Source organism: Cryobacterium sp. Hz7 (genome assembly GCF_004402815.1).
In the GTDB taxonomy this organism is placed as follows: Bacteria; Actinomycetota; Actinomycetes; order Actinomycetales; family Microbacteriaceae; genus Cryobacterium; species Cryobacterium sandaracinum.
Map to the genome: position 1 here is coordinate 90,339 of NZ_SOFB01000049.1, position 23,656 is coordinate 113,994.

A 23,656-nucleotide genomic window follows, 5' to 3' on the forward strand; every position below is an offset into this window, starting at 1 on the left:
TGCGGCGTGTCGCCGGTCAGGTGGAAGAAATGGGCGGCCCGTCGCCTCAGTCTGCTGTGTGAGGGTATTACACCGTTGGACAGGGTTTTTATTGTGGAATATCGTCACTGCGAGTTTGGTGAAGTGATTAGAAATGTCACTCATACTTTTAATCCTGTGGTAGCTTTCAACCACCCCGCGTGACCTATCCGGGGGAGGAACCGTGACAGGTGGCAGCACCTGCTTCCGCGCCCTTGAATCACGCAACATGGAAAGGGGCCCACCGTGGTCCGATTGAGAGCCGGTGCAGGAAAACTGCGATCGGAGTTGATGGTTTCCAAAGGATGGTTGCAGGGCGTAGCCCTGGTAATGGTCTTCGGTTTCGCCGTGATGGGCTTCCTGGCCTTGAGGACCTATACGGACTCGATGCCCCAGCCCAAGCAGGTCGTCGACTCGCAGGGTGAGGTTGTCTTCACGACGGCCGACATCACCGCGGGCCAGCAGACCTTCGTGCGGCGCGGCCTGCAGCAGTATGGCTCGATCCTGGGTCACGGCGGCTACCTCGGACCGGACTATACGGCCGACTACCTGCGGCGCTCCTCGACCGAGGTGCTCGAGGCCCTGACCGCGTCCGGTGTGCAGGACCCACAGGGTGCCCTCGTCGAGATGATGCGGACCAACCGCTACGACAAGGCCACCGGCGACCTCGAATTCACCGATCTGCAGATCGAGGCCTTCGACACGCTCAAGCAGCACTACGCCGATTTCTTCGGTTCCCCGACCACCCAATACGGTCTGATCCCGAATGCCATCACGGACTCGGCGGACATCCACGACCTGACCGCCTTCTTCGCCTGGACGTCCTGGGCAGCCTCTGCTGAGCGGCCCGGTCACAACTACTCGTACACGAACAACTGGCCGGCCGAGCCGCTCGTGGATAACGTTCCGACCGCCGACATCATCGTGTGGAGCGGCCTCTCGCTCGTGGCCCTGATGGTCGCCCTCGGCGCCCTCTTCGGCCTCTACGGCCGGTGGAGCAAGAGGATGGGCTGGCAGCACGGGGAAGAAACCCCGGCACTGTCCTTCCGACAGCCGGGGGAGGTGGCGGTGACACCCGCCCAGACCGCCACGGCCTGGTTCTTCTTCGTGGTGGCTTTGATGTTCCTGGCCCAGGCCTTCCTGGGTGCCGCCATCGAGCACTACCGGGTCGACCTGTCGAGCTTCTTCGGGGTCGACCTGGCTCAGCTGCTGCCGTTCAACCTCGCCCGAACCTGGCATGTGCAGCTCTCGCTGTTGTGGACGGCCACTTCGTTCCTGGCCGCAGGCATCTTCCTCGCCCCGTATATCTCCGGGCGTGAACCCAAACGTCAGCACTGGTTGGCCTACGGCTTGCTCGGCGCCCTCGCCCTGGTCATCGTCGGATCGTTCGTGGGTGAAGCCTTGAGCATCTTCGGCGTCGAGGCCGCGAAGGGCTCGCCGTTCTGGGACATGCAGTGGGAGTACATCGACCTGCCCAAGGTGTGGCAGGGCATGCTCGTCGTCGGACTCTTCCTCTGGATCGCGATCATCTACCGCGGCATCCGGGCGCGTCTGAAGTCTGAGCACCGCTTCAACCTGCCGTGGCTCTTCTTCTACGCCGGTCTCGCGATCCCCGCGTTCTACGCCGTCGGAATGCTCGCCGGCACCGAGGTTCACCTGAGCGTCGCCGAGTTCTGGCGCTTCTGGGTGGTGCACCTCTGGGTTGAGGACTTCCTGGAACTGTTCACGACCGTGATGGTGGCCTACATCTTCGTCATGCTCGGGGTTGTGCACCGCAAGATCGCGATGCAGATCATCCTGCTCGACGTCATCCTGTATTCCGCCGGTGGCATCCTCGGCACCATGCACCACCTGTACTTCTCCGGAACCCCCGTCGAGCACATGGCGCTGGGAGCCTTCTTCTCCGCCCTGGAAGTCATCCCGTTGACCTTCCTGACGATCGAGGCCTGGAGCTTCCTCCAACTCGGTGCCCGGCAGGAGTCGCGCAGTTCGGCTCCGTTCCCGCACCGCTGGGCCGTGATGTTCCTTGTCGCGGTCGGCTTCTGGAACTTCCTGGGTGCCGGCGTCTTCGGATTCCTGATCAACCTGCCGATCGTCTCGTACTACGAGATCGGTACCGCGCTGACGGCCAACCACGCCCACGCGGCGATGATGGGCGTGTACGGAATGATGGGCGTCGGTCTGTCGCTCTTCGCCCTGCGCTACCTGATCCCGGCCGAGCGCTGGCCGGACAAGCTCGCCAAGATCTCGTTCTGGTGCCTCAACATCGGCCTGGCCTGGATGACGTTCGCAACGCTGCTGCCGCTCGGCGTCATTCAGCTCTGGCACTCCATCAACGACGGTTACTTCGAAGCCCGCAGCCTCAACTTCATCAACGAGCCCGGCAACGCCGTTCTCGAATGGCTGCGGATGCCCGGTGACATCGTCTTCATCGTCGGAGGCGTGATGCCGTTCGTCTGGATCACCTGGCTCGGGGTTCGCTACCGCATCAAGGCAACCACCCACGACGTGCCGATGGAGGCTTTGTTCGTCGAGGCGGTCCCCACCGGCGCGACGGTCACCGGCGGCGCGGAGCCGACATCCGGATATTCCTCGGACTACCGCTCCACCGGCACCGGAGAGCTCGGTGGGGACCGCCCGGGCGGCGGCGTGTGATGGCGTCCATCAATCCGGAGGTCTGGTTCGCGCTTGTCTACGGCGGCTTCCTGCTGGCCGTAGCACACGTGCTGGACCTCCTGGCGAGACGCACCGGGGCGAAAACCACCGCCATGAGTTCGAGCGGGTTCGAGTACCACGAAAACCACGACGCCTGGAAGTGCCAGGAGGACCAGTGGCTCTGGCCGATCTCCTTCGATCCGGATAACCGGGTGACGCGATACCAGGCCAGCCCCACGGTCTGCAACCCCTGCCCGGTCAAGGACACCTGCACCACCTCGGATGCGGGCCGGCAGCTCGCGCGAAACATCGACCCCTGGCCCAGTTCGGAGGCAGAACGGTTCCATCGCGGGATCGCCTGCTCCGTCGTCGTGCTCGGGCTCATCTGGCCGCTGGCGTCCATGTTCCAGAACCGCACGGGCGTGGAATTGCTGATCCTGGGGTCAGCCTCGGCCGTCATCGCCGCCGGCAGTTGGCCGTTGTGGTCGCACCTGCGTCGCACGCCCGCTCGCTTTCCCGAGCATCTCAAGGTCGTAGGGCTCGACGAAAGCGTCGCGGCCCGCGCCGCCACGGCGGCGGTCGAGGCGCAGCGGCGCAGCGGCTACGGCAGCATCAGAAAAACGGGCCCGCGGCCGGTTCAAATCGAACCGTACGCGAGCGCCCGGGCGTCGGAGCAAACCGACGCCGATCCGGAAACGATGAAAGGAAACACAGTGAGCGCCTCATTCTCAGCCCGTTGGGCTGAACTGGAGACGGAGGCCGACCCAGGTCGTTCCGGCCCCGCCGTGGGCTGGAGCCGGAGGGGCAACTCGTGATGGCCTGGCAGATCGCGGCCCTGATCGTGGTGGCGCTGCTGCTCGTCTGGCTGGCAGCTTCCTTCAAGGTGCTGCAGGAATACGAGCGCGGCGTGGCGTTCCGATTCGGCCGGCTGGGCCCGGTGCGGGACCCGGGTGTGCAGATGGTGTTCCCCGGACTGGACAAGATGGTGCGGGTCGACCTCCGGATCGTGACCCTCACGATCCCGCCGCAGGACGTCATCACCAAGGACAACGTTCCGGCCCGGGTCAACGCCGTCGTCCTATTCCAGGTCACCGACCCGGTCCGTTCGGTGATGGCAGTCGAGAACCACGCCATCGCCACCTCCCAGATGTCGCAAACAACGCTGCGCTCGGTCGTGGGCCGCGCCGACCTCGACACCCTGCTCGCCCACCGGGCCGACCTGAACGAAGACCTCGCCCGCAACATCAATGCGCAAACCGAACCCTGGGGCGTGCAGGTGAAGGTCGTCGAAATCAAGGATGTCGAGATTCCGCAGGCGATGCAGCGTGCCATGGCCCGTGAAGCCGAAGCCGAGCGGGACCGCCGGGCGAAGATCATCAATGCCCACGGTGAACTGCAGGCGTCGGAGGAGCTGGGCCAGGCGGCGGAAATCCTGAGCCGCAATCCCGCGTCGCTTCAGCTGCGCTACCTGCAGACCCTGCTCGAGCTGGGCGCCGACCAGAAATCGACTGTGGTCTTCCCGCTTCCGATGGACATTCTCGGTCCGTTCCTCAACGGCAAGGTCACCCAGCAGGTGGCCCAGCCGAGCGCCGCGCCCCCCGGTGCGGACACGGTTCCCCTGCCGGACCCGGCGGGGGCCGCCGCGGCCTTCGCCGCCGCCGTTGCGGCTGCCGCAGCACAGACAACGGAGGTTTCTTCCTAATGGCCGACATCGTTTCACGCGACCGCGCCCTCTGCATCCGTCTGATGCTGATCGGAGCCTTCGCCGGCATCTTCGCACCCATCGCCGGGTTCCTCGGCGGCACGATCGTCGGAGTCGACCAGACGGTCGGCGGCCTGGAACCGCTCTTCGTCTGGCTCTTCGTGGGCATGATCGTCGGGATGTTCGGCGTGGCCATCGGTATTCTTGGCGCCCTGCGCTGGGTCAAGGGCGGGCACCACCTGGACTGACCTGCCGCGCACCACCGCACGCAGAAGCGCCCGGCCGAGTAATCGGCCGGGCGCTTCTGCGTGCGGTGAGCTGCTGTAAACCGATCAGCGTTCCGGGCTGCTCAGTCAGTGCTGGGCTGGTAGCCGCAGCTGGGGTCCTCGGCGAGCGGGTCCCCGGTCACCGCGTAGGCGTGCGAGCGGGAGCCGCCGCAGACCGTGCGAAATTCGCAGTGACCACACCGGCCGCCGAAGAGATCCGGGGTGCGCAGCTCTTGGAGCAGCTGCGCCTCCCGGTAGATCTCGGAGAAGGGCTGCTTGTGCACCGACCCCACGGACACGGGCAGGAACCCGCTGGGATAAACGAGACCGACATGGTCGACGAAGGCGAACCCGCGCCCGGAATTGACGTCGAGGGGGGCCCGCGGACGCCGCCGCCTCGGCTCGTCACCGGTGAGCAACCGCTCCGTGGCCTCCCGCAGCGAGGCTCTCAGTGGGCCGACTGGGAACGCGGTGTCGAGGTCAACCCCGTCGTCCACGCCGGCCCGCTGAAGCGCGATGCGTCGGTAGTGGGGTGCCTCGGTGGTCTTGATGGCGACCAGGTCGGAGACGTCGTGCAGCCAGTGCAGTACCTCCTCCTCCTCGGCCGCGGTCAGAGCGTTCAGGAGCTTGCCGCGGCCGGTGGGCACGAGGAAGAAGACACTCCACAGGGTGGTGCCGAGATCGAGGACGGTCTTCAGGATGCCGGGCAGCTCGTGCACGGTGTCGCGGGTGACGGTCGTGTTGATCTGCAGCCGGTAGCCGACCTCGCGCACCATTCGGGCGGCGATCATGGTGTCGTCGAAGACGCCGTCGACACCGCGGAAGGCGTCGTGGGTGGCCGCTGAGGCGCCGTCCAGCGAGAGCGAGACCGCCTTGGCCCCGGCGTCGTGGAGCTCGACCAGGACCTCACGGGTGAGGCGCGGGGTGACCGAGGGGGAGAGGGCCATGCTCAGGCCGAGGCTGGTGCCGTGGGCGACGAGCTCCGGCAGGTCGGGGCGCTCGAACGGGTCCCCGCCGGTGAGCACGACCAGCGGGCGCGGTGTGCCGAAGGCGGCGAGGTCGTCCAACAATTTGCGACCCTGGTCCGTGCTCAGCTCGAACGGATTGCGAGTGCGGATGGCGTCGGCCCGGCAGTGGGTGCAGACCAGTTGACAGGCGCGCGTCACCTCCCAGATGACGATGAAGGGCCGTTCGGCGGTGTCGTGGTGCAGCACCCGGATGGGGCGCACGTGCGTGTCGGTCATGGGGCAAGTCCTAGCTCAGCGCCGAATTTCGGCCCTCAGTTGTTTTTACCATAGATATAGGGAAAACTAGTTTGGTGCCTATCGAACCCCTTGACGCCCGCACCCACCGCGTGCTCTCCGGCATCAGTCGGGTCGCCATTCTCGAACTCCTGCGCGATGCCGACGCGGCGATGGATGTGCCGGCCATCGCCCAAGCGGTGGGGCTGCACGCGAACACGGTTCGGTCCCACCTCGACCGGCTGGTCGAGGTGGGCCTGGTTGCCGAGACCGTCGAGGCGCGCGTGCGTCCCGGGCGGCCCCGGCTTTTCTTTCGCGCCACGTCACCCGCCGCCGAGGTCCCCGCCGAGTCCTACCGGCTTCTTGCCGGTCTCCTGGCCGGCGGCCTGGGCAGGGATATTTCCTCGGGGGCAGGCGCGGCCGCGGCCGCGGAGGCCGGGCGGCGCTGGGGCAGGGAGATGGCCGAGACGGATACCGGACTCTCCGACGCGCAGTCGGGGGCGGCCCACGGAGCATCGGTCGGGCGTATCGTTCAGATCCTTGACGAGGTCGGCTTCGAGCCGCGCCTCGGGGATGCCGGTGCTGCCGATGACGTCGCTTTCGGCGGCGCCGCCGCTCCGGTCGACGTCGTGATCGAGCTGCACCGCTGCCCGTTCCTCGATGTGGCCAAGGAGCACAGCGACGTCGTGTGCGCGGTGCACCGCGGCCTGATGGAGGGCGCCCTCGAGCGCCTGCACACACCCGGAGTCGGCGTCACCCTCGAGCCGTTCGCCCGCCCGGGCGTCTGCCTCGCCCACCTTGAGATCCCGGCGACGAAGCCGTGAGCGTGGCCCGGCGCACACCGCTGCGCAGCACCTGTGCGCGGCCGCATCCGTGCTCCTCCGCCATGCGGAACAGCATTCTCGGCCAGATCCCGATCTTCCAGGACCTGTCGGCCGGCGAGCTCGCCGACCTGGCCGAACGGATGCTGTCGCTCGCCTGGGGTCCCGGAGACACGCTGTTCACCGCCGGCGAGCCGTCCGAGCACGTGTTCGTACTCGCGGCCGGCCAGGCGAAGGTGTTCCGATCGACCTCGACCGGGCAGTTCACGAGCCTCGACTTCCTCGGCCCGGGAGCGGTGCTGGGAAGCCTGACCGCGCTGGACGCGGGTCGGTACCCCGAGACGGCCGTTGCCCTCGTGACCACCTGCGCCCTGCGCCTCGAATCCGGCGCCTTCCGGCAGATGTTGCTCGCGCATCCGCCGGTGGCGCTGCGCGTGCTGGATGTCGTCGTCGACCGTCTTCATCGGGCGCGGTCGAGGGAGGCCGAGCAGGCCTCCGTTACCGTCACGACGCGGGTGGCAGCGACCCTGCTGCGCCTCGCCGACACCTTCGGCGTGCCGGGGGACGGCGCCGGTACCACCCTGATCCAGCTGCCTCTGACCCGCGCCGACCTGGCCGCCATGACCGGCACGAGCGCCGAGTCGGTGTCCCGCGCCATGAGCGGCCTGCGCCGGGACGGGCTGATCGATTCCGGACGACGGTGGACCGCCGTGCTCGACCGTTCCGGTCTGGTTGCGGCAAAGTGACGGCCGTCATGGTTGCCGCCGCCTCGGGTTCGTAACGTCGCAGTCATGACCACAATCATCCCCACCACAACATCCACTCCGACATCCACCCCGACATCCACCCCGGCCACCGTCCACACCATCCTGCGGGCCGACGGCTTTTCCTGCCCGTCCTGTGTCGCCAAGATCGAGAAGCAGATCGGCCGCCTCGCCGGAGTCAGCGCCGTGACCGTGTTCTTCGCCACCGCCCGGATCGAGATCGACCACGACCCGGCCGTCGTCAGCACGGATGCCCTCATCGCCGCCGTCGGCAAGGCCGGCTACACCGCCCGCCTGGCCGCGTTCTGACCGGCGGACAGGGGGAGTGACATGACCATCGTGCGCCGCCACCTGATTCCCCTCATTTCCGGCGCGTTGATCGGCGCCGCCTGGCTGCTCGGCCTCCTGCCGGTGCCGCCGCTTGTCTCCGACGCGGCGATGGTGGCGGCCGCGGTCGTGGCCGGGTTCCCGATCATGCGGACCGCCGGGCGAGCGCTGCTCGCCCGGGTCGTGGGCATCGACCTGCTTGTCACGGTCGCCTCCGTCGGCGCCATCGTGCTCGGCGAATACTGGGAGGCCGCCGCCGTGACCTTCCTGTTCGCCATCGGGCATGCCCTCGAATCGGCCACCCTCAACCGCACCCGCTCCGCCCTGACCGCGCTCGTGGCCCTGGCCCCGGACGTCGCCCTCGTGCTACGGAACGGCGAGCAGCTCGAGGTCCTGGCCGGGTCCGTGCGGACCGGGGAGACCGTCCTGGTCAAGAACGGCGCGCGGGTGCCCGTCGACGGCACCGTGCAGCAGGGCACGGGCACGATCGACGAGGCCTCCATCACGGGCGAGTCCTCCCCGGCCGAGAAGCGCGCCGGCGACCGCGTCTTCGCCGGCACGGTCTCGACCGGCGGCTTCTTGCAGGTGCTGGCCACCGAGGTCGGCGCGGCTACCACCCTGGCCCACATCGTGCACCGGGTCGAGGAGGCGCAGGAGGCCACGGCCCCGACCCAGGTCTTCATGGACCGGTTCTCGGCCTGGTACACCCCCGGCATCCTGGTGCTTGCGATCATCGTCGGCGTGGTGACCGGCGACGTATTCCTGGCGCTGACCCTGCTCGTGATCGGGTGTCCCGGCGCCCTGGTCATCTCCATCCCGGTCGCGATCGTCGCCGGGATCGGCCGCGCCGCGCAGCTCGGAATCCTGATCAAGGGCGGCGAGTTCCTCGAGACCGCCGCGAAGATCACGGTCGTCGCGGTCGACAAGACGGGCACCCTCACCCGGGGCCGTCCGGTCCTGACGGATGTCGTGGTGCTGAACCCCGCCCTGACCCGTGCCGAGGTGCTCGCCTGGGCTTCACGGGCGGAGGCCGGCTCCGAGCATCCGCTGGCCGGAGCGATCGTGCAGGCCGCCGCGCGGGAGGCCGCACGCGAAGCCGCGCAGGGCGCCCAGGTGACCGGCCTGCCGGAACACATCACGTCGGTGCCCGGGCAGGGCATCGTCGCCGCGGTGGCCGGCCGCACCGTGCTGATCGGCAATCCGGCCCTGCTCCGCGCCCACCGGATCGCGGGCACGGATGCCGCCACGACGCTGGCCGAGAAACTCGCCGCCCACGGGCGCACGCCGCTGATCGTCGTGCTCGACGGCGTCGTCGCCGGTGTCCTCGCCGTGGCCGACGAGGTGCGTCCCGACGCCGCCGACATGGTGGACGCGCTGCACGCGGCGGGGATTGTTCGGGTCGTCATGCTCACCGGCGACGGGCCGCTCGTGGCGCAGGCCGTGGGTGCCCACGTCGGAATCGACGAGATCCGGTCGTCGCTGCTGCCGGAGGACAAGCTCGACGTCGTCACCGGGCTCCGGCGGGACGGCCACGTCGTGGCGATGGTGGGAGACGGCGTCAACGACGCCCCGGCCCTGGCCACGGCGGACATCGGCATCGCGATGGCGGCGGCCGGTTCGGCCGTCGCGGTCGAGACCGCCGACATCGCGCTGATGGGTGACAACCTGCTGATGCTCCCCGCCGCCATCGACCTGGCCCGCCGCACGGTGCGCGTCATGCACCAGAACGTGGCCCTCGCGCTGGTCACGGTGGTGCTGTTGCTGGCCGGTGTGCTGTTCGGCGGCGTGACGATGTTCGGCGGCATGCTCGTGCATGAGGCATCCGTACTGATCGTGATCGTGAATGCGATGCGCCTGCTGCGCCGGTCCGGGCAGCGCGCGGAACGCAGAGCACGACGTCGGATTTCGTCCGAATTGCATGTCCAGTCCCCGAAAAAGTCAGAGAATTCAGAAAATAAGGAGATGATTAGGAGGTGACGCCGTCCTCCCCCTCGTCGAGCTACCGCACGCTCGCGTCCTTCAGCAGGATTCAGCTTCTGTACTTCCTGCAGCAGCGCGGAACGATGACGGTGGGCGACCTGGCCGAGGCCACCGGTCTGCACCACAACACGGCCCGGGAGCACCTGCAGCGCCTGATCGGTGACGGTTTCGTCACCTGTCACCCGGAAAACAAAGACTCCAAGGGCCGGCCTCGGATGTTGTACAGCGCCGCCGCCGGCCCGAACCACGTCGACGGCTCCATCCGGGCCGCGAAGGCCGAAGCCGCCGATCGCCACGGTGACCAGGTGCGACGGATGCTGCGGGTCGAGGCCGTCATCCACTCGCCGCTGCAGCGGCAGCTGGACGCCCTCGACGACCACCTCGACGAGTCCGGCTTCGACGCGCGGCTCGAGATCGACGGTGCCGACGGCAACCGAGTGCACCTGCACGAATGCCCGTACAGCGAGATGGTCAAGGCGCACCCCGAGGTCTGCCGGGTGCACTTCGGGCTGCTGAAAACCCTGCTCGAAAGGACCGAGGGACCCCTGAGCGCCGACGCGCTGCACCCGCTGGTCGAACTGAACACCTGCACCCTCGACCTGCACCGGTCCGACGCCGACCCAGGTGTCGAAACAGGCGCCGCACCCACCGCCCCGGAACGGCTCAAGCCGGCAATCATTTATCACGGCGTTTCCGGCTTGTAGCGAATTTCGCCACCCCTGAGACTGGAGTCCGAGGGTGGTTGCCGACCATGGTGACCCCGGGCAGTGCAAGGGGTACGTTGTGAAAACACTCAAGAATTCGGCTTTCTCGAAGCCGGCTACGACCCGGCCGGCCAAGCCCGGCATCGACGGCCCCATCGACGACACGATCCTGAAGCTCGGGCGGTTCCTGCGTCGAGGCAAGGCCTCACCCGACCTGCGATCCGTGTTCCTTACGGGCGGCCGCGACGCCGACTCGTTCTACCGCGACCGCTGGACCCACGACAAAGAGGTGCGGTCCACCCACGGCGTGAACTGCACCGGCTCCTGCTCCTGGAAGGTGTACGTCAAGGACGGCATCATCACCTGGGAGACCCAGCAGACCGACTATCCCTCCGTCGGCCCCGACTCACCCGAATACGAGCCCCGCGGCTGCCCCCGCGGCGCCGCCTTCAGCTGGTACACCTACTCGCCGACCCGGGTCAAGTACCCCTACGTGCGCGGCGTGCTGCTCGACCTGTTCCGTGCGGCGAAGGCCCGCACCGGCGACCCGGTGCTCGCCTGGGCCGAGGTCACCGGCGACCCCGAGAGCGCCCGCGCCTACAAGAGCGCCCGCGGCAAGGGCGGCCTGGTGCGCACCAGCTGGGACGAGGCGTCCGAGATCGTCGCCGCTGCCCACGTGCACACCATCAAGAAGTACGGCCCCGACCGCATCGCCGGCTTCTCGCCGATCCCCGCCATGTCGATCGTCTCGCAGGGGGTGGGCAACCGGTTCATCTCCATGCTCGGTGGCACCATGCTCTCGTTCTACGACTGGTACGCCGACCTGCCCGTGGCGTCCCCGCAGGTGTTCGGCGACCAGACCGACGTGCCGGAATCGGCAGACTGGTGGAACTCCTCCTACCTGATCATGTGGGGCTCCAACGTGCCGGTCACCCGCACGCCCGACGCGCACTTCATGGTCGAGGCCCGCTACAAGGGCCAGAAGGTCATCACCGTCTCGCCCGACTACGCCGACAACTCCAAGTTCGCCGACGAGTGGCTGGCCGTGCACCCCGGCACCGACGGCGCGCTCGCGCTGGCCATGGGCCACGTCGTGCTCAAGGAATTCCTGGTCGACCGCCGCACGCCCCGCTTCGTCGACTACATGAAGCGTTACAGCGACTCCGCCTACCTGATCAGCCTCACCAGGCGCGGCGACGCGTACGTGCCCGGCAAGTTCGTGACCGCGGATGCCCTGCCCGGCCTGGCCCCGACGGTCGCCAGCGCCGCGTTCAAGCCGGTGCTTCTGGGCCACGACGGCGAGGTCGTCGTGCCCAACGGTTCGATCGGGCACCGTTTCTCCGAGACCGACGTCGGCAAGTGGAACCTCGACCTCGAGGGTGTCGACCCGCTCCTGTCCATCGCCGACGCGCCCGACTACGACCAGGCGTCCGTCGCCATCGACATGCCCCGGTTCGACGTTGCTCCGGAGACCGACGAGATCGGAGAGCAGCACGCGGGCGGTGCGGGCATCATCCGTCGCGGCGTCCCCGTGCGGATGGTGGCCGGCCAGCTGGTCACCACCGTGTTCGACCTACTGCTCGCGCAGTACGGCGTCGGCCGGCCAGGCCTGCCCGGTGTCTGGCCGACCGGCTACGACGACGCCACCTCACCCGGTACCCCTGCCTGGCAGGAGGGCATCACCTCGGTGCCGATGCAGGCCGCCGAACGCATCGGTCGCGAGTTCGCGCAGAACGCCGAAGACTCCAATGGACGCTCGATGATCCTGATGGGTGCCGGAACCAACCACTGGTTCCATTCCGACACCATCTACCGGGCCTTCCTGGCACTGACCACCATGACCGGCTGCCAGGGCGTCAACGGTGGCGGCTGGGCTCACTACGTCGGCCAGGAGAAGGTGCGCCCGCTCACCGGCTACGGCCAGTACGCGTTCGGCCTGGACTGGGTGCGCCCGCCCCGCCAGATGATCGGCACGGGCTTCTTCTACCTCGCCACCGACCAGTGGCGCTACGACGGCCTCGCCGCCGACACCCTGTCCAGCCCGCTCGGCGCAGGCACCTTCGCCGGCCGCACCACCGCGGACTGCCTGGTCGAGTCGACCAAGCGCGGCTGGATGCCCGGCTACCCCACCTTCAACCGCAACTCGCTCGACCTCGTCGACGACGCGGTCCGGGCGGGCGTCGACCCGGCCCAGTACGTGGTCGAGTCCCTCGGCGACGGCACCCTCGAGTACGCCATCGAGGACCCGGATGCGCCGGAGAACTTCCCGCGCATCCTCGACGTCTGGCGGGCCAACGTGATCGGCTCGTCGGGCAAGGGCAACGAGTACTTCCTGAAGCACCTGCTGGGCACCAAGAACGCCGTTCGCGCCCCCGAATCGCCGCCCGAGAAGCGCCCGAAGACCATGAAGTGGCACGAGACCGCCCCCGAGGGCAAGCTTGACCTGATGGTCACCAGCGACTTCCGCATGACGAGCACCACCATCTTCAGCGACGTGGTGCTGCCGCCGGCCACCTGGTACGAGAAGAACGACCTGTCGACCACCGACATGCACCCCTTCATCCACTCGTTCAACCCGGCGATCGCCCCGCCGTGGCAGGCGAAGACCGACTTCGACATCTTCCACATCCTCGCGGAGAAGATCTCCGAGATGTCCGTGGAGCACCTCGGGGTTCGGAAGGACCTGGTCGCCGTTCCGCTGCTGCACGACACCCCGGATGCGATGAGCGCCCCGCACGGCATAGTCGAATACGACCAGGTGCTGGTGCCCGGCGTGACCATGCCCAAACTGGTCGTGGTCGAACGCGACTACCCGGCCTTCGCCGCGCGGCTCGGTGCCCTCGGCCCGCTGACCGAGAAGCTCGGCATGATGACCAAGGGCGTCAAGTTCAACCCCGACGTCGAGGTGGCCTACCTGGCGAAGAAGAACGGGCTCGTCGAGAGCGGCCCCGCCGCCGGGCGGCCGCAACTGAAGACCGCCATCCAGGCCTGCGAAATGGTGCTCGCGCTCTCCGGCACCACCAACGGACGGCTCGGTACGCAAGGCTTCCGCAGGATGGAGGAGCGCACCGGCCAGAAGTTGGCGCACCTGGCCAGCGACAACGAGGGCCGTCGCTTCTCCTACCCGGATGTGCAGGGTGCCCCGGTCCCGGTACTCACCTCCCCGGAATGGTCCGGCAGCGAGCACGGCGGCCGACGCTACAGCGCGTTCACGATCAACGTGGAGCACCTCAAGCCCTGGCACACCCTCACCGGGAGGCAACACTTCTACCTCGACCACGACTGGATGATCGAGCTGGGGGAGACCATGCCGATCTTCCGGCCGCCGCTGGACATGCACCGCCTGTTCGATGATTCCATCGTCGGGTCGACCTCGTCCACCGGCGCGACCGGCTCGAAGGGCCGGGCCGAGGTGGCCGTGCGCTACCTCACCCCGCACTCCAAGTGGTCGATCCACTCCGAGTACCAGGACAACCTGATGATGCTGTCGCTGTCCCGCGGCGGGCCCACCATCTGGATGTCACCGCAGGACGCCGACAAGATCGGCGTGCGCGACAACGAGTGGATCGAGTCCTACAACCGCAACGGCGTCGTCGTGGCCCGTGCGGTCGTCTCGCACCGGATGCCCGAGGGCACCGTGTACATGTACCACGCGAAGGACCGCACCATCAACGTGCCGATCGCCGAGACGAGCGGCATGCGCGGTGGCACGAACAACTCGCTCACCCGGATCCTGCTGAAACCGAGTCACCTGATCGGTGGCTACGCCCAGCTGTCCTTCGCTTTCAATTACCTCGGCCCGACCGGGAACCAACGCGATGAGGTCACCGTGATCCGTCGACGCAGCCAGGAGGTTGAGTACTAAATGCGCGTAATGGCTCAGATGTCGATGATCATGAATCTCGACAAGTGCATCGGGTGCCACACCTGTTCGGTCACCTGTAAGCAGGTGTGGACCAACCGCACCGGCGTCGAATACGTCTGGTTCAACAACGTGGAGACCAAGCCCGGCGTCGGCTACCCGCGCCGCTACGAAGACCAGGACAAGTGGAAGGGCGGCTGGCAGCGCAACAAGCGCGGACGCCTGAAACTGCGCTCCGGTGGCCGCATCAAGCGCCTCGCCACCATCTTCAACAACCCCGACCTCCCGGTGATCGACGACTACTACGAGCCGTGGACCTACGACTACGACATGCTGACCAAGGCTCCGCTGAGCACGGAAAGCCCCGTCGCCCGGCCCAAGTCGCTGCTCACCGGCCAGAACATGGACATCAAGTGGTCCGGCAACTGGGACGACGACCTCGGCGGCTCGCAGGAGACCGCGGCAGACGACCCCATCCTCGCCACCATGAGCGAGCACGTGAAGATGGAGTTCGAGAACACCTTCATGTTCTACCTGCCGCGCATCTGCGAGCACTGCCTGAACCCCGCCTGCGTCGCGGCCTGCCCCTCGGGCGCCATGTACAAGCGCGAGGAGGACGGTATCGTCCTCGTCGACGAAGACGGATGCCGCGGCTGGCGCATGTGCGTCTCCGCCTGCCCGTACAAGAAGGTCTACTTCAACCACAAGACGGGTAAGGCCGAGAAGTGCACGCTCTGCTACCCGTTGATCGAGCAGGGCAAGCCCACGATCTGCTCGGAGACCTGCGTCGGCCGGCTGCGTTACCTCGGCCTGATGCTCTACGACGCCGACGCGGTCCTCGCGCAGGCCTCGGTCGAGAACGAGCACGACCTGCTGGATGCCCAGCGCGCCTGCTTCCTCGACCCGTTCGACCCTGAGGTCATCGCCGCGGCGAAGGCCGAAGGCATGGAGGACGACTGGATCCTCGCGGCCCAGAACAGCCCGATCTACAAGCTCATCTCCGAGTACAAGGTGGCTCTGCCGCTGCATCCGGAGTACCGCACCATGCCGATGGTCTGGTACATCCCCCCGCTGTCCCCGGTGGTCGACGTCATCTCGACCACCAACAACGACGGTGAGGATGCCCGCACCCTGTTCGCCGCCATCGACAAGCTCCGCATCCCGGTGGAATACCTCGCCGGGCTGTTCTCGGCCGGAGACGTCGTTCCCGTCGAGTCCTCGCTGCGGAAGCTCGCCGCCATGAGGTCGTACATGCGCGACATCAACCTGGGCCGCGACCGCGACGAGTCGATCCCGGAAGCGGTCGGCATGACCGGCCCCGAGATCGAGGCCATGTACCGCCTGCTGGCCATCGCCAAATACGAGGATCGCTACGTCATCCCCAAGGCGCACGTCGAGACGGCGCGTGAGCTTGAGGAACTCGCCTGCTCGCTCGACACCGACGGCGGCCCCGGTATGGGTGGCCCCAGCGTCGCCACGTATGGCAAGACCCCCGGGATGCCGCTGAACGCGACCGTCGACAACTACAACGAGATGGTCGGCAAGGGCTCCGAACGCACGAAGCCCACCACGCCCGGCCGGGTCAACCTGCTCAACTGGACCGGCGGCGGCGTGCCGGAGGGCATGTTCCCGCCGAAGGCCTCCGGGAGTCCCGCATGAGGCTGCCGAAGCTCCCGACCCGCAAGGTCACGGCGCTGCCTCTGTCCGCGGAGGACGGCCGGATGGCGCACATGGCGGCATCCATTCTGCTGGATTACCCTAGCCAGGAGCGACGGGCCCGTTTCGGTGCTGTCGCCGCGTCGGTGGCGTTGCTGCCGGATCCGCTCCGCCACGCCTTCGAGGCGTTCCTGACGAAAGCGGATGCGATGACGCAGCAGGAGTTGGAAATCCACTTCACGGCCACTTTCGACCTCAAGCGCAAGTGCTGCCCGTACCTGAGCTACTTTGCGGCCGGGGACACCCGTCGCCGCGGCATGGCGCTCGTGCGCTTCGTCGAGGCCTACCGTGCCGCGGGCTGGGAGGTCGCCGCCGACGAACTGCCCGACTACCTGCCGATGGTGCTCGAATTCTCCGCGCGGAGCGACTCGCCGATCGCACAGGAACTGCTCGCCGCGCACCGCGACGGGATTGAGGTGCTCCGCATGGCACTCGAGGCCGTGCCGAGCCCCTACGCGCACATTGTGGAGGCGGTCTCCCTGTCTCTCCCGAAGATCGACGAGGAGACGCGTCAGCGTTACCTCAACCTGGTGAACGAGGGTCCGCCGACCGAGACGGTCGGCATGACCTTCCTGGGCAATCTCAAACCGTTCTCGCCGTCCGGCGCGAACAGCGAGGAAGTACGGGTATGAATCCGCTCGACATTCTGCTTTGGGTGGCGTTCCCCTATGCCGCCGCCGGGGTCTTCATCGTCGGCCACCTTCTGCGCTACCGGTTCGATCAGTTCGGCTGGACCTCACGGTCGAGCCAGACCTACGAGAACAAGTGGCTCCGCTGGGGCTCGCCCATGTTCCACTACGGCATCCTGATGGTCTTCGGCGGTCACATTGTCGGACTCTTCATCCCCAAACCGTGGCTCGAGTTCTTTGGCGTCACCGAGCACATCTACCACCTCGGGGCCACCTGGCTGGGCAGCGTCGCCGCGGTGCTGACCATCGCCGGCCTCGCCATCCTGCTGATCCGTCGCCGCCTGGTCGCCCGGGTCAAGCTGGTCACGACCGTGATGGACAAGGTCATGTACCTGTTCCTCGCCGGCACCATCGCCTTCGGCACGACGGCGACCGTGCTCTACCAGGTGCTCGGCGCCGGCTACGACTACCGTGGGTCGATCTCGCCGTGGATCCGCAGCCTGTACGCCTTTCAGCCGGACCCGGCGCTGATGAGCGACGTGCCGTTCTTCTTCCAACTGCACGTGCTCTCCGCCACGATGCTCTTCCTGCTGTGGCCCTTCACCCGACTGGTACATGTATTCTCGGCGCCGCTCGGCTACTTCGTGCGTCCCTACATCGTCTACCGCTCGCGGGACGGCCACCGCGGTGCGGGCTCCCAGAAGGCCCGCCGTGGCTGGGAGAAGAGCGAACTACCGAGGGACACCCGCGAAAAGGTGGGCGGCCGCCGCTAGCCGAAGATCCCAGGGACGTCGACGCCGGTGCGCGACCCGCAGCCGCCATATGCAGCCGGGGGAGCGGGTCGCGCAGGGGTAACGGATGATGCAGGCCGCCGGCACCTGGGCTGCCCGAAGGGCTAGCCCGCGCGCACGCCAGGCCGCCTGCAGGCGATCGAGGGCGTCTTGATCCCGCCGCACTCGGGCTGGTAAGCGAAGCCTGCGCTGTATGGCGGGGTTCCGCTCCGGTGCCTAGCATTGCCGGTGTGGGTCCAATTTCGTGCCTGAGGATGCCCCAGAAGGAGACACATGTTCGATGCGCTGCTCGACACCATTTTCGGTTTGCCTGTGCACCCCCTCGTGGTGCACGCGACCGCGGTCGTCGTTCCCACGGCGCCCTCGTCGTCGTCGTCGCGGCCCTCTGGCCCCGGTTTCGCCGGTGGGCGAAGTTCCTGCCGCTGATCCTCGCATTGGCCGCACTCGTTCTCGTGCCGCTGGCGCGCGAATCCGGGGAGGCGCTGAGAGAGCGGGTCACCGAGACCGCGCTGGTCGAGACCCATTCCGAGCTGGCCGACGGGTTGCTGCCCTGGGTTGCCGCCCTGGTCGTGGTCGCTGCCGTTCTGCTCTGGTGGAACTACCGGGAGGTCGGCGGCCGGACATCCGTCGCCCGCACCCCGAAGTGGGTGGCCATCGTGCTGGCCGTGGCCGCGCTGGTCGCCGCCACGGGAACCATCGTGCAGGCCGTGTGCATCGGTCACAGCGGGGCGGCGGCCGTCTGGTCCGAGGCCGGGGGAGCACCGGCGCCCGCCGGGGGCGAAGACGACGACTGAGCCGGCCTGAACTCAGTCGGTCACGGAGCTGTCGGCGCCCACGCCGGCGGCAACCTCGCGGGTCCACTCGGCGGAGATTCTGGCTCTCCTGACTCTTCCGCGGGTTAGGCCCGGTCGCGCGAGCGTGTGTGTGTGTGTGTGTGTGTGTGTGTGTGTGGCCAACTCAGGACATCCGTTGCCGGCATGCACCGGCCGCCACGGATCAGTGCGGAACAAGTGTGGATGTTCGGCCCGGCCGGACGGATCTCCTGAGTTGGCCACAGCCCCCGCCGGATGGGCAGCAGCGCTGGTGCGGATCGGGCGTCGACCACCCGCTCCGCTCCGTTCGGGGCTCGGAACTCCCAGTCCGACCCCTTCATCGCCCACGGCTGGCAGGATTCGGGCAGCTAGTCGGCGGTGGCGGCCCGTTCCTCGGCGAGCTCCGCGAGCCGCGCGAGGGCGCGGGGCCAATCCGCAGCGAACATGGCCGTGAATTCCTCGTCGGTGTCGACGGTCACCACGAGTGTGGTCACCCCGTCGGACTCGCTGAAGGAGTAGTCCTCGTGCGCGCCCGCGAACCGCCGCGCGTGAGCGCTCGTGGTGTCGTCGATGCCCCGGGAGACAGCACCGTGGATTTCCAGGGAGATGAACTCGTCCAGCCGGTTTTCGACGACCGTGGCTACCAGCCCGCTGTGGGAAGCATCCTCGCCGGGGGCGAGGAAGCGGATCGTGCTGCCCTCCGCCCAGCTTCCGACGTAGTGGGAACCCTCATGGAACGCCCGGGTCCAGTCCCGGTAGGTCGACGCGTCCAGCATCGTGCTCCAGACGGCGTGTACCGGAGCGTCGATCCGAATCGTGAAGTGCAGCTGTTCCATGCGGGGATCGTACTCCGCTCCGGCAGATCGATCAGCTGGGGAAGGGCGCACCCTTGCGGGCGTAGTAGAACCAGGCGAGCCAGGTGCAGAACACGCAGAACACGGCGCAGCCGGCGAAGAACGCGGTCGGGCTGATCATGGTGAGCGAGATGCCCACGACGAACGGTCCGAAGGCCGCGATGGCGGAGGTCCAGGCGATGGCTCCGCCGGCCTGACGCTTCGGGAAGATCATCGGCATCTGCTTGAACGTGCCGGCGTTGGCCAGCCCGGCGAAGAAGAAGATGATCAACATGCCGGTGAGGAAGCCCCAGAACTCGTCCACGCTGGTCGGCGTGAGGAAGAAGGCGGTGAGGGCAGTTCCCGCCACCATGCCGAGGCCACCGATGAACGTGAAGATCGCGCCGCCCCACCTGTCGCAGAACGGGCCGCTCGCCGCCCGCACCAGGGCGCCGAGGACGGGGCCGATGAATGCGAAGGCCAGCGGGTTCGGGGCATCCGGGAAGTCGCCGTAGACGTTGAGGATGATCAGGCCCATCTGGGCGGCGAGGCCACTGTAGGCGCCGAAGCTCATCAGGTAGATGGCGGTCATGATCCAGGTGTGCTTGACCTGGAAGATGTCCATCTGCTGGCGGAAGTTCGCCGTGATCGGCACCCGGCGCAGGTACATCACCGACAGGACGATGGCAAGCAGAGCCCACGGGATGAGCACCAGCCCACCGTTGTGCAGCCAGACGAGGTCACCGTCGGCACTGCTCTGGGGGGTGAGGGCGGCGGTGCCGAGCAGACCGAATCCGACGACCCAGGGCAGGATCAGCTGCATCAGGCCGATGCCGAAGTTGCCGAGGCCTGCCTGCAGGCCCAGAGCCGTACCGGCGAGGCGTTTGGGGAAGAAGTAGCTGGTCGATGCCATAAAACCGGAGAAGGTTCCGCCGCCGATGCCGGCCGCGAACGCCAGGGAGAGCAGCACCCAGTACGGCGTAGACGTGTCCCGGGCGGCGAGGGTCCAGCCGAGCATCGGGATCATGAGCAGGGCCGACGACATGGCGACGAGGTTGCGGGTGCCCATCATCGGCGGCAGGAACATGAAGACCAGGCGCAGCAGGCCGCCGGCGAGCCCGGGGAGGGCGACGAGCCAGTACAGCTGGCTGGGTGCGAGGGAGTAGCCGATGTCGTTCAGACGCGGGGCGATCGCGCTGACGAGGTACCAGGCCGCGAAGCTCAGAGTCAGGCTGAAGGTGGTGATCCACAGGGTGCGCCAGGCGAGCCCCGGATCCCAGGTCTCGTCATTCTCCGGGTCCCAGTTGGACAGATCCGGTTTGAGTTTCGAGGCGAACTGCGGGGACGTTGCGACTGACATGGACTTCCTCGGCTGGTTGCTGCCGGGCACCAGGCCCGCGTAGCTTCCACCCTCGCGGTACAGCGGAAATGCGACAACGCGTGAACGCCGTGAAAAATGATTCGGTCGAACAGAACCGAAATCGGCGGGCGTCAGCCGCCGGCGAAGGGCGGCAGCACGTCGACGGTGTCGCTCCCGGAGAGCGGCACCGTGTCATCCGTCGCCCGCGTGCCGTTCACGAGCAGGGAGCACCGGCCGAGGATGCGCTCGAACTCGTCGCCGTAGAGGCTGGTGAGCTGGGCGCGCAAGTCGCCGATGGTGGCGGCATCGATCGCGGCCGCGTCGGCGGCGGCGGATTCGGCTGCCGCGGCGAAGAAACGGATGGTCGCCATCAGCGTGTCGCCTCCGGCTGGTCCGGCGGCCAGGTGAGGGCGAGCCGGGTGGCCAGCGCACTGGCGGCCTCGATGGCGGCGGGTGTGCCGCCGTTCCGGGCGGCGGCCAGACCGACCAGGAACGTGCTCAGCGGGGCGGCGGGCCGGGCCACGTTGTGGGCCACGTCGCGGGCCACGTCGAGCAGCGTGCCCACGGGGATGTCGGCCGGATCCAGGCCGAGTGCGGCGGCGAGGGCCACCAGCCACTCGGCGAGAGCCTCAGGGGGAAGCGGGGTCGAGGCGCTCATTGGGTATCACTCCTCATCGGATTGCTCCTCATCGGATTGCTCCTCATCGGATTGCTCCGCGGTCGGATTGCTCCACGGTGGGGTGCTGGTCAGCAGTGCGGAACTCCTCTCCACATCCTGCCATGTGTCCACGTCGCTCCCCTCGCCGTTCTGGTCGCGGACGCCCCGCAGCTCGAGCGGGGCCAGCAGTCCGCGCATGCTGGCACCGTGGGCGTCGGCGCCGAGCCGGTGCGCGGCCGCCCGCAGCGGCGCCAGACGGTAGATCCCCGCGAGCCACTGCGCGCGGCCGCCCGCGTCGACCAGGTGCAGGCCGTGAACGGATGCCGGCAGCCCCGGGTCGGACGCCGCCGGCACCAGTAGGCGGGCGGCATCCGCTGCCCACGGCAGGTCGCAGGCCAGCAGGAGCACCCAGTCCGCAGACCCGGACGCGGTCGCGTGCTCGAGCGCCGCGAGTCCCGCCACGATGCCGGCGACCGGGCCGCCGAACGGGGGATCTTCGAGCGTCCAGGTCAGCTCGGAAGTGTCGTCGTCCGGGACGGCCGCACGGGCCTCCTCCGGCCCGACCACGACAACGTTCCGGGCGAGACCGCGTGCGTCCAGCACCCGGGAGAGCAGCGTGCGCCCGGCGACCTCGACCGCGGGCTTGACCGCGCCGCCGAGGCGCCGGGCGCGCCCGCCCGCCAGCACGATCAGGTCGACGCTCATGGCTGCTCGGGTCATCGCTACTCGTTCGGGCGGTGCCAGTCGCCGGACTTCCCTCCGGTCTTCGTGATGAGGCGCACGTTCTCGATCCAAACGGACTTGTCGAGGCCTTTGACCATATCGACCACGGCGAGGGCGGCGACCGACACGGCGGTCAGCGCCTCCATCTCGACGCCGGTGCGGTCGGCCGTGCGCACGGTGGCCGTGACGCGCACCCCGGTGTTTTCGATGACGAGGTCGACGGCGGCGCCGTGCACCCCGATCACATGCGCGAGGGGGAGCAGGTCGGCGCACTTCTTGGCACCCTGGATTCCGGCGATGCGGGCCACGGCGAGCACATCGCCCTTGGGGGTGCTGCCGTCGCGAAGGGCCGCGATGACCGTCGGTCCGCAGGCCACGAAGCCGGCGGCGGTGGCGCTGCGCACGGTGGGCTGCTTCTCGGTGACGTCGACCATGCGGGCCTGGCCGGAAGAGTCGAGATGCGTGAAGGGGTGTGCGGACAGGTCGCGGATGCTCATGTCAACAGCATGACAGTGACGCGGTCGCCCTCGGCAATCCGCGTCACGTTTTCCGGCACGATGGCCAGCCCGACGGCCTGAGCAAGCCCGGCGACGAGGTGGGATCCCGACCCGCCCGCGGCGGACCGGCGGACCACTCTGCGGATTCCCACGCCCTCGAGGGTCACCGGCATGTACTGGGCACGGCCGGGCGGGGAGTCCCAGCTCTCCCCGGCGGTCGCCGAGATCGTGGGGCGAAAGAGGTCGATGTGCCCGCCGAGGCGGCGCAGGGCCGGCCGCACGAACACCTCGAACGACACGAAGGCGCTGACTGGGTTGCCGGGGAGGGCGAAGATGAGCGGTCCCTCGACTGCATTGTCGTCGGCCGGCCAGCGGCCGAAACCCTGAGGCTTGCCCGGCTGCATCTTGACCGGCCCGAACCGTACGGTGCCGAGCGGGGCGAGCACGGCCTTGACGATGTCGTAGGCGCCGACGCTCACCCCGCCGGAGAGCACGATGGCGTCGACCGTGCCGGCGAGGCTGGCCAGCAGGCTGCGGAGCGTGTTCTCGTCGTCGGGAACCGCGCCGAGCCGGATCGGAACCCCACCGGCGGCGGTGACGGCCGACGCGAGGAGGTAGGAGTTGGAGTCGGGGATCTGGCCGCGCCGGGCGGGTTCGCCGGGGGTGACGAGCTCGCTCCCGGTGGAGATCACGGCCACGCGCGGAGCCGGGTGCGCCCGGAGCGACGAGGTTCCGGCGCTGGCGGCCGCGGCAACCCGGGTCGGCCAGAGCACTGAGCCGCGGGTGAGCACGGTGTCGCCGGCGTGGGCGTCTTCGCCGGCGCGACGGATGTGCGCTGCCGGCTGCGGCGCCCGCACGACGGTGACCGTGTCGATGCCCTGATCGGTGTCTTCGATCGGAACCACGGCATCCGCCCCGTCCGGGAGCGGCGCCCCCGTCATGATCCGGGCCACCTGCCCGGTCTCCAGGTGCGGGTTCTGGCTGGTTCCGGCCGCGAGGTCGGCGACCACCGGCAGCGTCACCGGGTGCTCGGCGGAGGCCTGCAGCAGGTCGGCGCGCCGGACGGCATAGCCGTCCATGGCCGAGTTGTCGAAGGGAGGTGTGTCCGTGGCGCTCCGAACATCCTCGGCCAGCATCAGGCCCAGCGCCTCGTCAAGCGAGACCAGCACGGGCGGCAGCGGGGCGACCGCGGCGAGCACGAAGGAGAGCTGGTCGGCGACGCTGCGGGCCGAGACCGGTACGGCGCAAGCGTCGGCGTCGTGCTCGTGGGTGTGCTCGTGCGTGTTCCCCGTCATGG

Annotated in this window: 22 protein-coding genes; 14 read left to right on the forward strand and 8 right to left on the reverse strand. The window is 68.2% G+C overall.

Features of this window, described 5'->3' with window-relative positions; genetic code table 11:
- Nucleotides 1-309: 309 nt before the first annotated feature.
- From E3N86_RS10710 to E3N86_RS10725, 4 genes are read left to right on the forward strand one after another with little or no spacing between them, the layout of a single operon-like run.
- Nucleotides 310-2,673, forward strand: a complete 2,364-nt coding sequence (locus tag E3N86_RS10710; RefSeq protein WP_104101377.1) for a nitric-oxide reductase large subunit — start codon at nt 310-312, stop codon at nt 2,671-2,673.
- A complete protein-coding gene (locus E3N86_RS10715; RefSeq protein WP_174720207.1) occupies nt 2,673-3,488 on the forward strand; it encodes a hypothetical protein in 816 nt (271 codons plus the stop codon). Before E3N86_RS10710 ends, E3N86_RS10715 begins: the two co-directional genes overlap by 1 nt.
- Entirely contained in the window at nt 3,488-4,375 is an 888-nt protein-coding gene (locus tag E3N86_RS10720; RefSeq protein WP_134374496.1) for a slipin family protein, read from the forward strand. The genes E3N86_RS10715 and E3N86_RS10720 overlap by 1 nt, the downstream gene beginning before the upstream one ends.
- Nucleotides 4,375-4,623, forward strand: a complete 249-nt coding sequence (locus tag E3N86_RS10725; RefSeq protein WP_134374398.1) for a hypothetical protein — start codon at nt 4,375-4,377, stop codon at nt 4,621-4,623. The genes E3N86_RS10720 and E3N86_RS10725 overlap by 1 nt, the downstream gene beginning before the upstream one ends.
- A 101-nt stretch (nt 4,624-4,724) precedes the next feature.
- Here the strand turns inward: E3N86_RS10725 and E3N86_RS10730 are convergent, their stop codons facing one another.
- Nucleotides 4,725-5,885: a TIGR04053 family radical SAM/SPASM domain-containing protein gene (locus E3N86_RS10730; protein ID WP_104101370.1), complete on the reverse strand. Its 1,161-nt coding sequence runs from the start codon at nt 5,883-5,885 to the stop codon at nt 4,725-4,727.
- 74 nt (nt 5,886-5,959) lie between these two features.
- On the opposite strand from E3N86_RS10730, the gene E3N86_RS10735 reads away from it, so the two are divergent.
- From E3N86_RS10735 to E3N86_RS16880, 10 genes are all read left to right on the forward strand, one after another.
- Complete coding sequence (locus tag E3N86_RS10735) at nt 5,960-6,706, forward strand: metalloregulator ArsR/SmtB family transcription factor (RefSeq protein WP_134374396.1); 747 nt, start codon at nt 5,960-5,962, stop codon at nt 6,704-6,706.
- Between the two features lie 62 nt (nt 6,707-6,768).
- Complete coding sequence (locus tag E3N86_RS10740) at nt 6,769-7,449, forward strand: Crp/Fnr family transcriptional regulator (protein ID WP_104101694.1); 681 nt, start codon at nt 6,769-6,771, stop codon at nt 7,447-7,449.
- A 45-nt stretch (nt 7,450-7,494) separates the two neighbouring features.
- Nucleotides 7,495-7,776, forward strand: coding sequence for a heavy-metal-associated domain-containing protein (locus E3N86_RS10745; RefSeq protein WP_104101365.1), 282 nt, complete (start codon nt 7,495-7,497; stop codon nt 7,774-7,776).
- Nucleotides 7,777-7,797: 21 nt separating this feature from the next.
- Complete coding sequence (locus tag E3N86_RS10750) at nt 7,798-9,771, forward strand: cation-translocating P-type ATPase (protein WP_134511927.1); 1,974 nt, start codon at nt 7,798-7,800, stop codon at nt 9,769-9,771.
- Complete coding sequence (locus tag E3N86_RS10755; RefSeq protein ID WP_134342350.1) at nt 9,768-10,478, forward strand: metalloregulator ArsR/SmtB family transcription factor; 711 nt, start codon at nt 9,768-9,770, stop codon at nt 10,476-10,478. The genes E3N86_RS10750 and E3N86_RS10755 overlap by 4 nt, the downstream gene beginning before the upstream one ends.
- A 79-nt stretch (nt 10,479-10,557) precedes the next feature.
- A complete protein-coding gene (locus tag E3N86_RS10760; RefSeq protein WP_134511928.1) occupies nt 10,558-14,343 on the forward strand; it encodes a nitrate reductase subunit alpha in 3,786 nt (1,261 codons plus the stop codon).
- On the forward strand, nt 14,344-15,999 hold the full coding sequence (gene narH / locus E3N86_RS10765) for a nitrate reductase subunit beta (RefSeq protein WP_134511929.1): 1,656 nt from the start codon (nt 14,344-14,346) through the stop codon (nt 15,997-15,999).
- The gene (gene narJ / locus E3N86_RS10770; RefSeq protein WP_104101355.1) at nt 15,996-16,688 is read left to right on the forward strand and encodes a nitrate reductase molybdenum cofactor assembly chaperone; all 693 of its coding nucleotides are present in this window, start codon (nt 15,996-15,998) and stop codon (nt 16,686-16,688) included. Before narH ends, narJ begins: the two co-directional genes overlap by 4 nt.
- Complete coding sequence (gene narI / locus E3N86_RS10775) at nt 16,685-17,458, forward strand: respiratory nitrate reductase subunit gamma (protein ID WP_104194627.1); 774 nt, start codon at nt 16,685-16,687, stop codon at nt 17,456-17,458. The genes narJ and narI overlap by 4 nt, the downstream gene beginning before the upstream one ends.
- Nucleotides 17,459-17,910: 452 nt before the next feature.
- Nucleotides 17,911-18,270, forward strand: coding sequence for a hypothetical protein (locus E3N86_RS16880; RefSeq protein ID WP_134415158.1), 360 nt, complete (start codon nt 17,911-17,913; stop codon nt 18,268-18,270).
- Nucleotides 18,271-18,656: 386 nt separating this feature from the next.
- Here E3N86_RS16880 and E3N86_RS10785 read toward each other — a convergent pair whose 3' ends face one another.
- The 7 genes from E3N86_RS10785 to glp form a co-directional block, all read right to left on the reverse strand.
- Nucleotides 18,657-19,124, reverse strand: a complete 468-nt coding sequence (locus E3N86_RS10785) for an SRPBCC domain-containing protein (protein ID WP_104101347.1) — start codon at nt 19,122-19,124, stop codon at nt 18,657-18,659.
- 31 nt (nt 19,125-19,155) lie between these two features.
- Entirely contained in the window at nt 19,156-20,481 is a 1,326-nt protein-coding gene (locus E3N86_RS10790) for an MFS transporter (RefSeq protein ID WP_134401483.1), read from the reverse strand.
- Nucleotides 20,482-20,612: 131 nt separating this feature from the next.
- Nucleotides 20,613-20,852, reverse strand: coding sequence for a MoaD/ThiS family protein (locus E3N86_RS10795; RefSeq protein WP_104101341.1), 240 nt, complete (start codon nt 20,850-20,852; stop codon nt 20,613-20,615).
- Nucleotides 20,852-21,139: a DUF6457 domain-containing protein gene (locus tag E3N86_RS17010; protein WP_174843016.1), complete on the reverse strand. Its 288-nt coding sequence runs from the start codon at nt 21,137-21,139 to the stop codon at nt 20,852-20,854. The genes E3N86_RS10795 and E3N86_RS17010 overlap by 1 nt, the downstream gene beginning before the upstream one ends.
- A gap of 6 nt (nt 21,140-21,145) precedes the next feature.
- Nucleotides 21,146-21,859, reverse strand: a complete 714-nt coding sequence (locus E3N86_RS10805) for a molybdenum cofactor guanylyltransferase (protein WP_241986042.1) — start codon at nt 21,857-21,859, stop codon at nt 21,146-21,148.
- A 2-nt stretch (nt 21,860-21,861) separates the two neighbouring features.
- Entirely contained in the window at nt 21,862-22,359 is a 498-nt protein-coding gene (moaC, locus tag E3N86_RS10810; protein ID WP_104170175.1) for a cyclic pyranopterin monophosphate synthase MoaC, read from the reverse strand.
- Nucleotides 22,356-23,654: a gephyrin-like molybdotransferase Glp gene (gene glp, locus E3N86_RS10815; RefSeq protein ID WP_104101334.1), complete on the reverse strand. Its 1,299-nt coding sequence runs from the start codon at nt 23,652-23,654 to the stop codon at nt 22,356-22,358. Before glp ends, moaC begins: the two co-directional genes overlap by 4 nt.
- Nucleotides 23,655-23,656 lie beyond the last annotated feature (2 nt).

Bases quoted from the DNA above. Each gene is read 5' to 3' on its own strand.
- E3N86_RS10805 (WP_241986042.1), bottom strand. From the start codon at position 21,859: ATGACCCGAGCAGCCATGAGCGTCGACCTGATCGTGCTGGCGGGCGGG.
- narH (WP_134511929.1), top strand. From the start codon at position 14,344: ATGCGCGTAATGGCTCAGATGTCGATGATCATGAATCTCGACAAGTGC.
- E3N86_RS10710 (WP_104101377.1), top strand. From the start codon at position 310: ATGGTTTCCAAAGGATGGTTGCAGGGCGTAGCCCTGGTAATGGTCTTC.
- narI (WP_104194627.1), top strand. From the start codon at position 16,685: ATGAATCCGCTCGACATTCTGCTTTGGGTGGCGTTCCCCTATGCCGCC.
- E3N86_RS10720 (WP_134374496.1), top strand. From the start codon at position 3,488: ATGGCCTGGCAGATCGCGGCCCTGATCGTGGTGGCGCTGCTGCTCGTC.
- E3N86_RS10730 (WP_104101370.1), bottom strand. From the start codon at position 5,885: ATGACCGACACGCACGTGCGCCCCATCCGGGTGCTGCACCACGACACC.
- E3N86_RS10785 (WP_104101347.1), bottom strand. From the start codon at position 19,124: ATGGAACAGCTGCACTTCACGATTCGGATCGACGCTCCGGTACACGCC.
- E3N86_RS17010 (WP_174843016.1), bottom strand. From the start codon at position 21,139: ATGAGCGCCTCGACCCCGCTTCCCCCTGAGGCTCTCGCCGAGTGGCTG.
- moaC (WP_104170175.1), bottom strand. From the start codon at position 22,359: ATGAGCATCCGCGACCTGTCCGCACACCCCTTCACGCATCTCGACTCT.
- E3N86_RS10740 (WP_104101694.1), top strand. From the start codon at position 6,769: ATGCGGAACAGCATTCTCGGCCAGATCCCGATCTTCCAGGACCTGTCG.
- E3N86_RS10795 (WP_104101341.1), bottom strand. From the start codon at position 20,852: ATGGCGACCATCCGTTTCTTCGCCGCGGCAGCCGAATCCGCCGCCGCC.
- E3N86_RS10745 (WP_104101365.1), top strand. From the start codon at position 7,495: ATGACCACAATCATCCCCACCACAACATCCACTCCGACATCCACCCCG.
- narJ (WP_104101355.1), top strand. From the start codon at position 15,996: ATGAGGCTGCCGAAGCTCCCGACCCGCAAGGTCACGGCGCTGCCTCTG.
- glp (WP_104101334.1), bottom strand. From the start codon at position 23,654: ATGACGGGGAACACGCACGAGCACACCCACGAGCACGACGCCGACGCT.
- E3N86_RS10725 (WP_134374398.1), top strand. From the start codon at position 4,375: ATGGCCGACATCGTTTCACGCGACCGCGCCCTCTGCATCCGTCTGATG.
- E3N86_RS10715 (WP_174720207.1), top strand. From the start codon at position 2,673: ATGGCGTCCATCAATCCGGAGGTCTGGTTCGCGCTTGTCTACGGCGGC.
- E3N86_RS10790 (WP_134401483.1), bottom strand. From the start codon at position 20,481: ATGTCAGTCGCAACGTCCCCGCAGTTCGCCTCGAAACTCAAACCGGAT.
- E3N86_RS10750 (WP_134511927.1), top strand. From the start codon at position 7,798: ATGACCATCGTGCGCCGCCACCTGATTCCCCTCATTTCCGGCGCGTTG.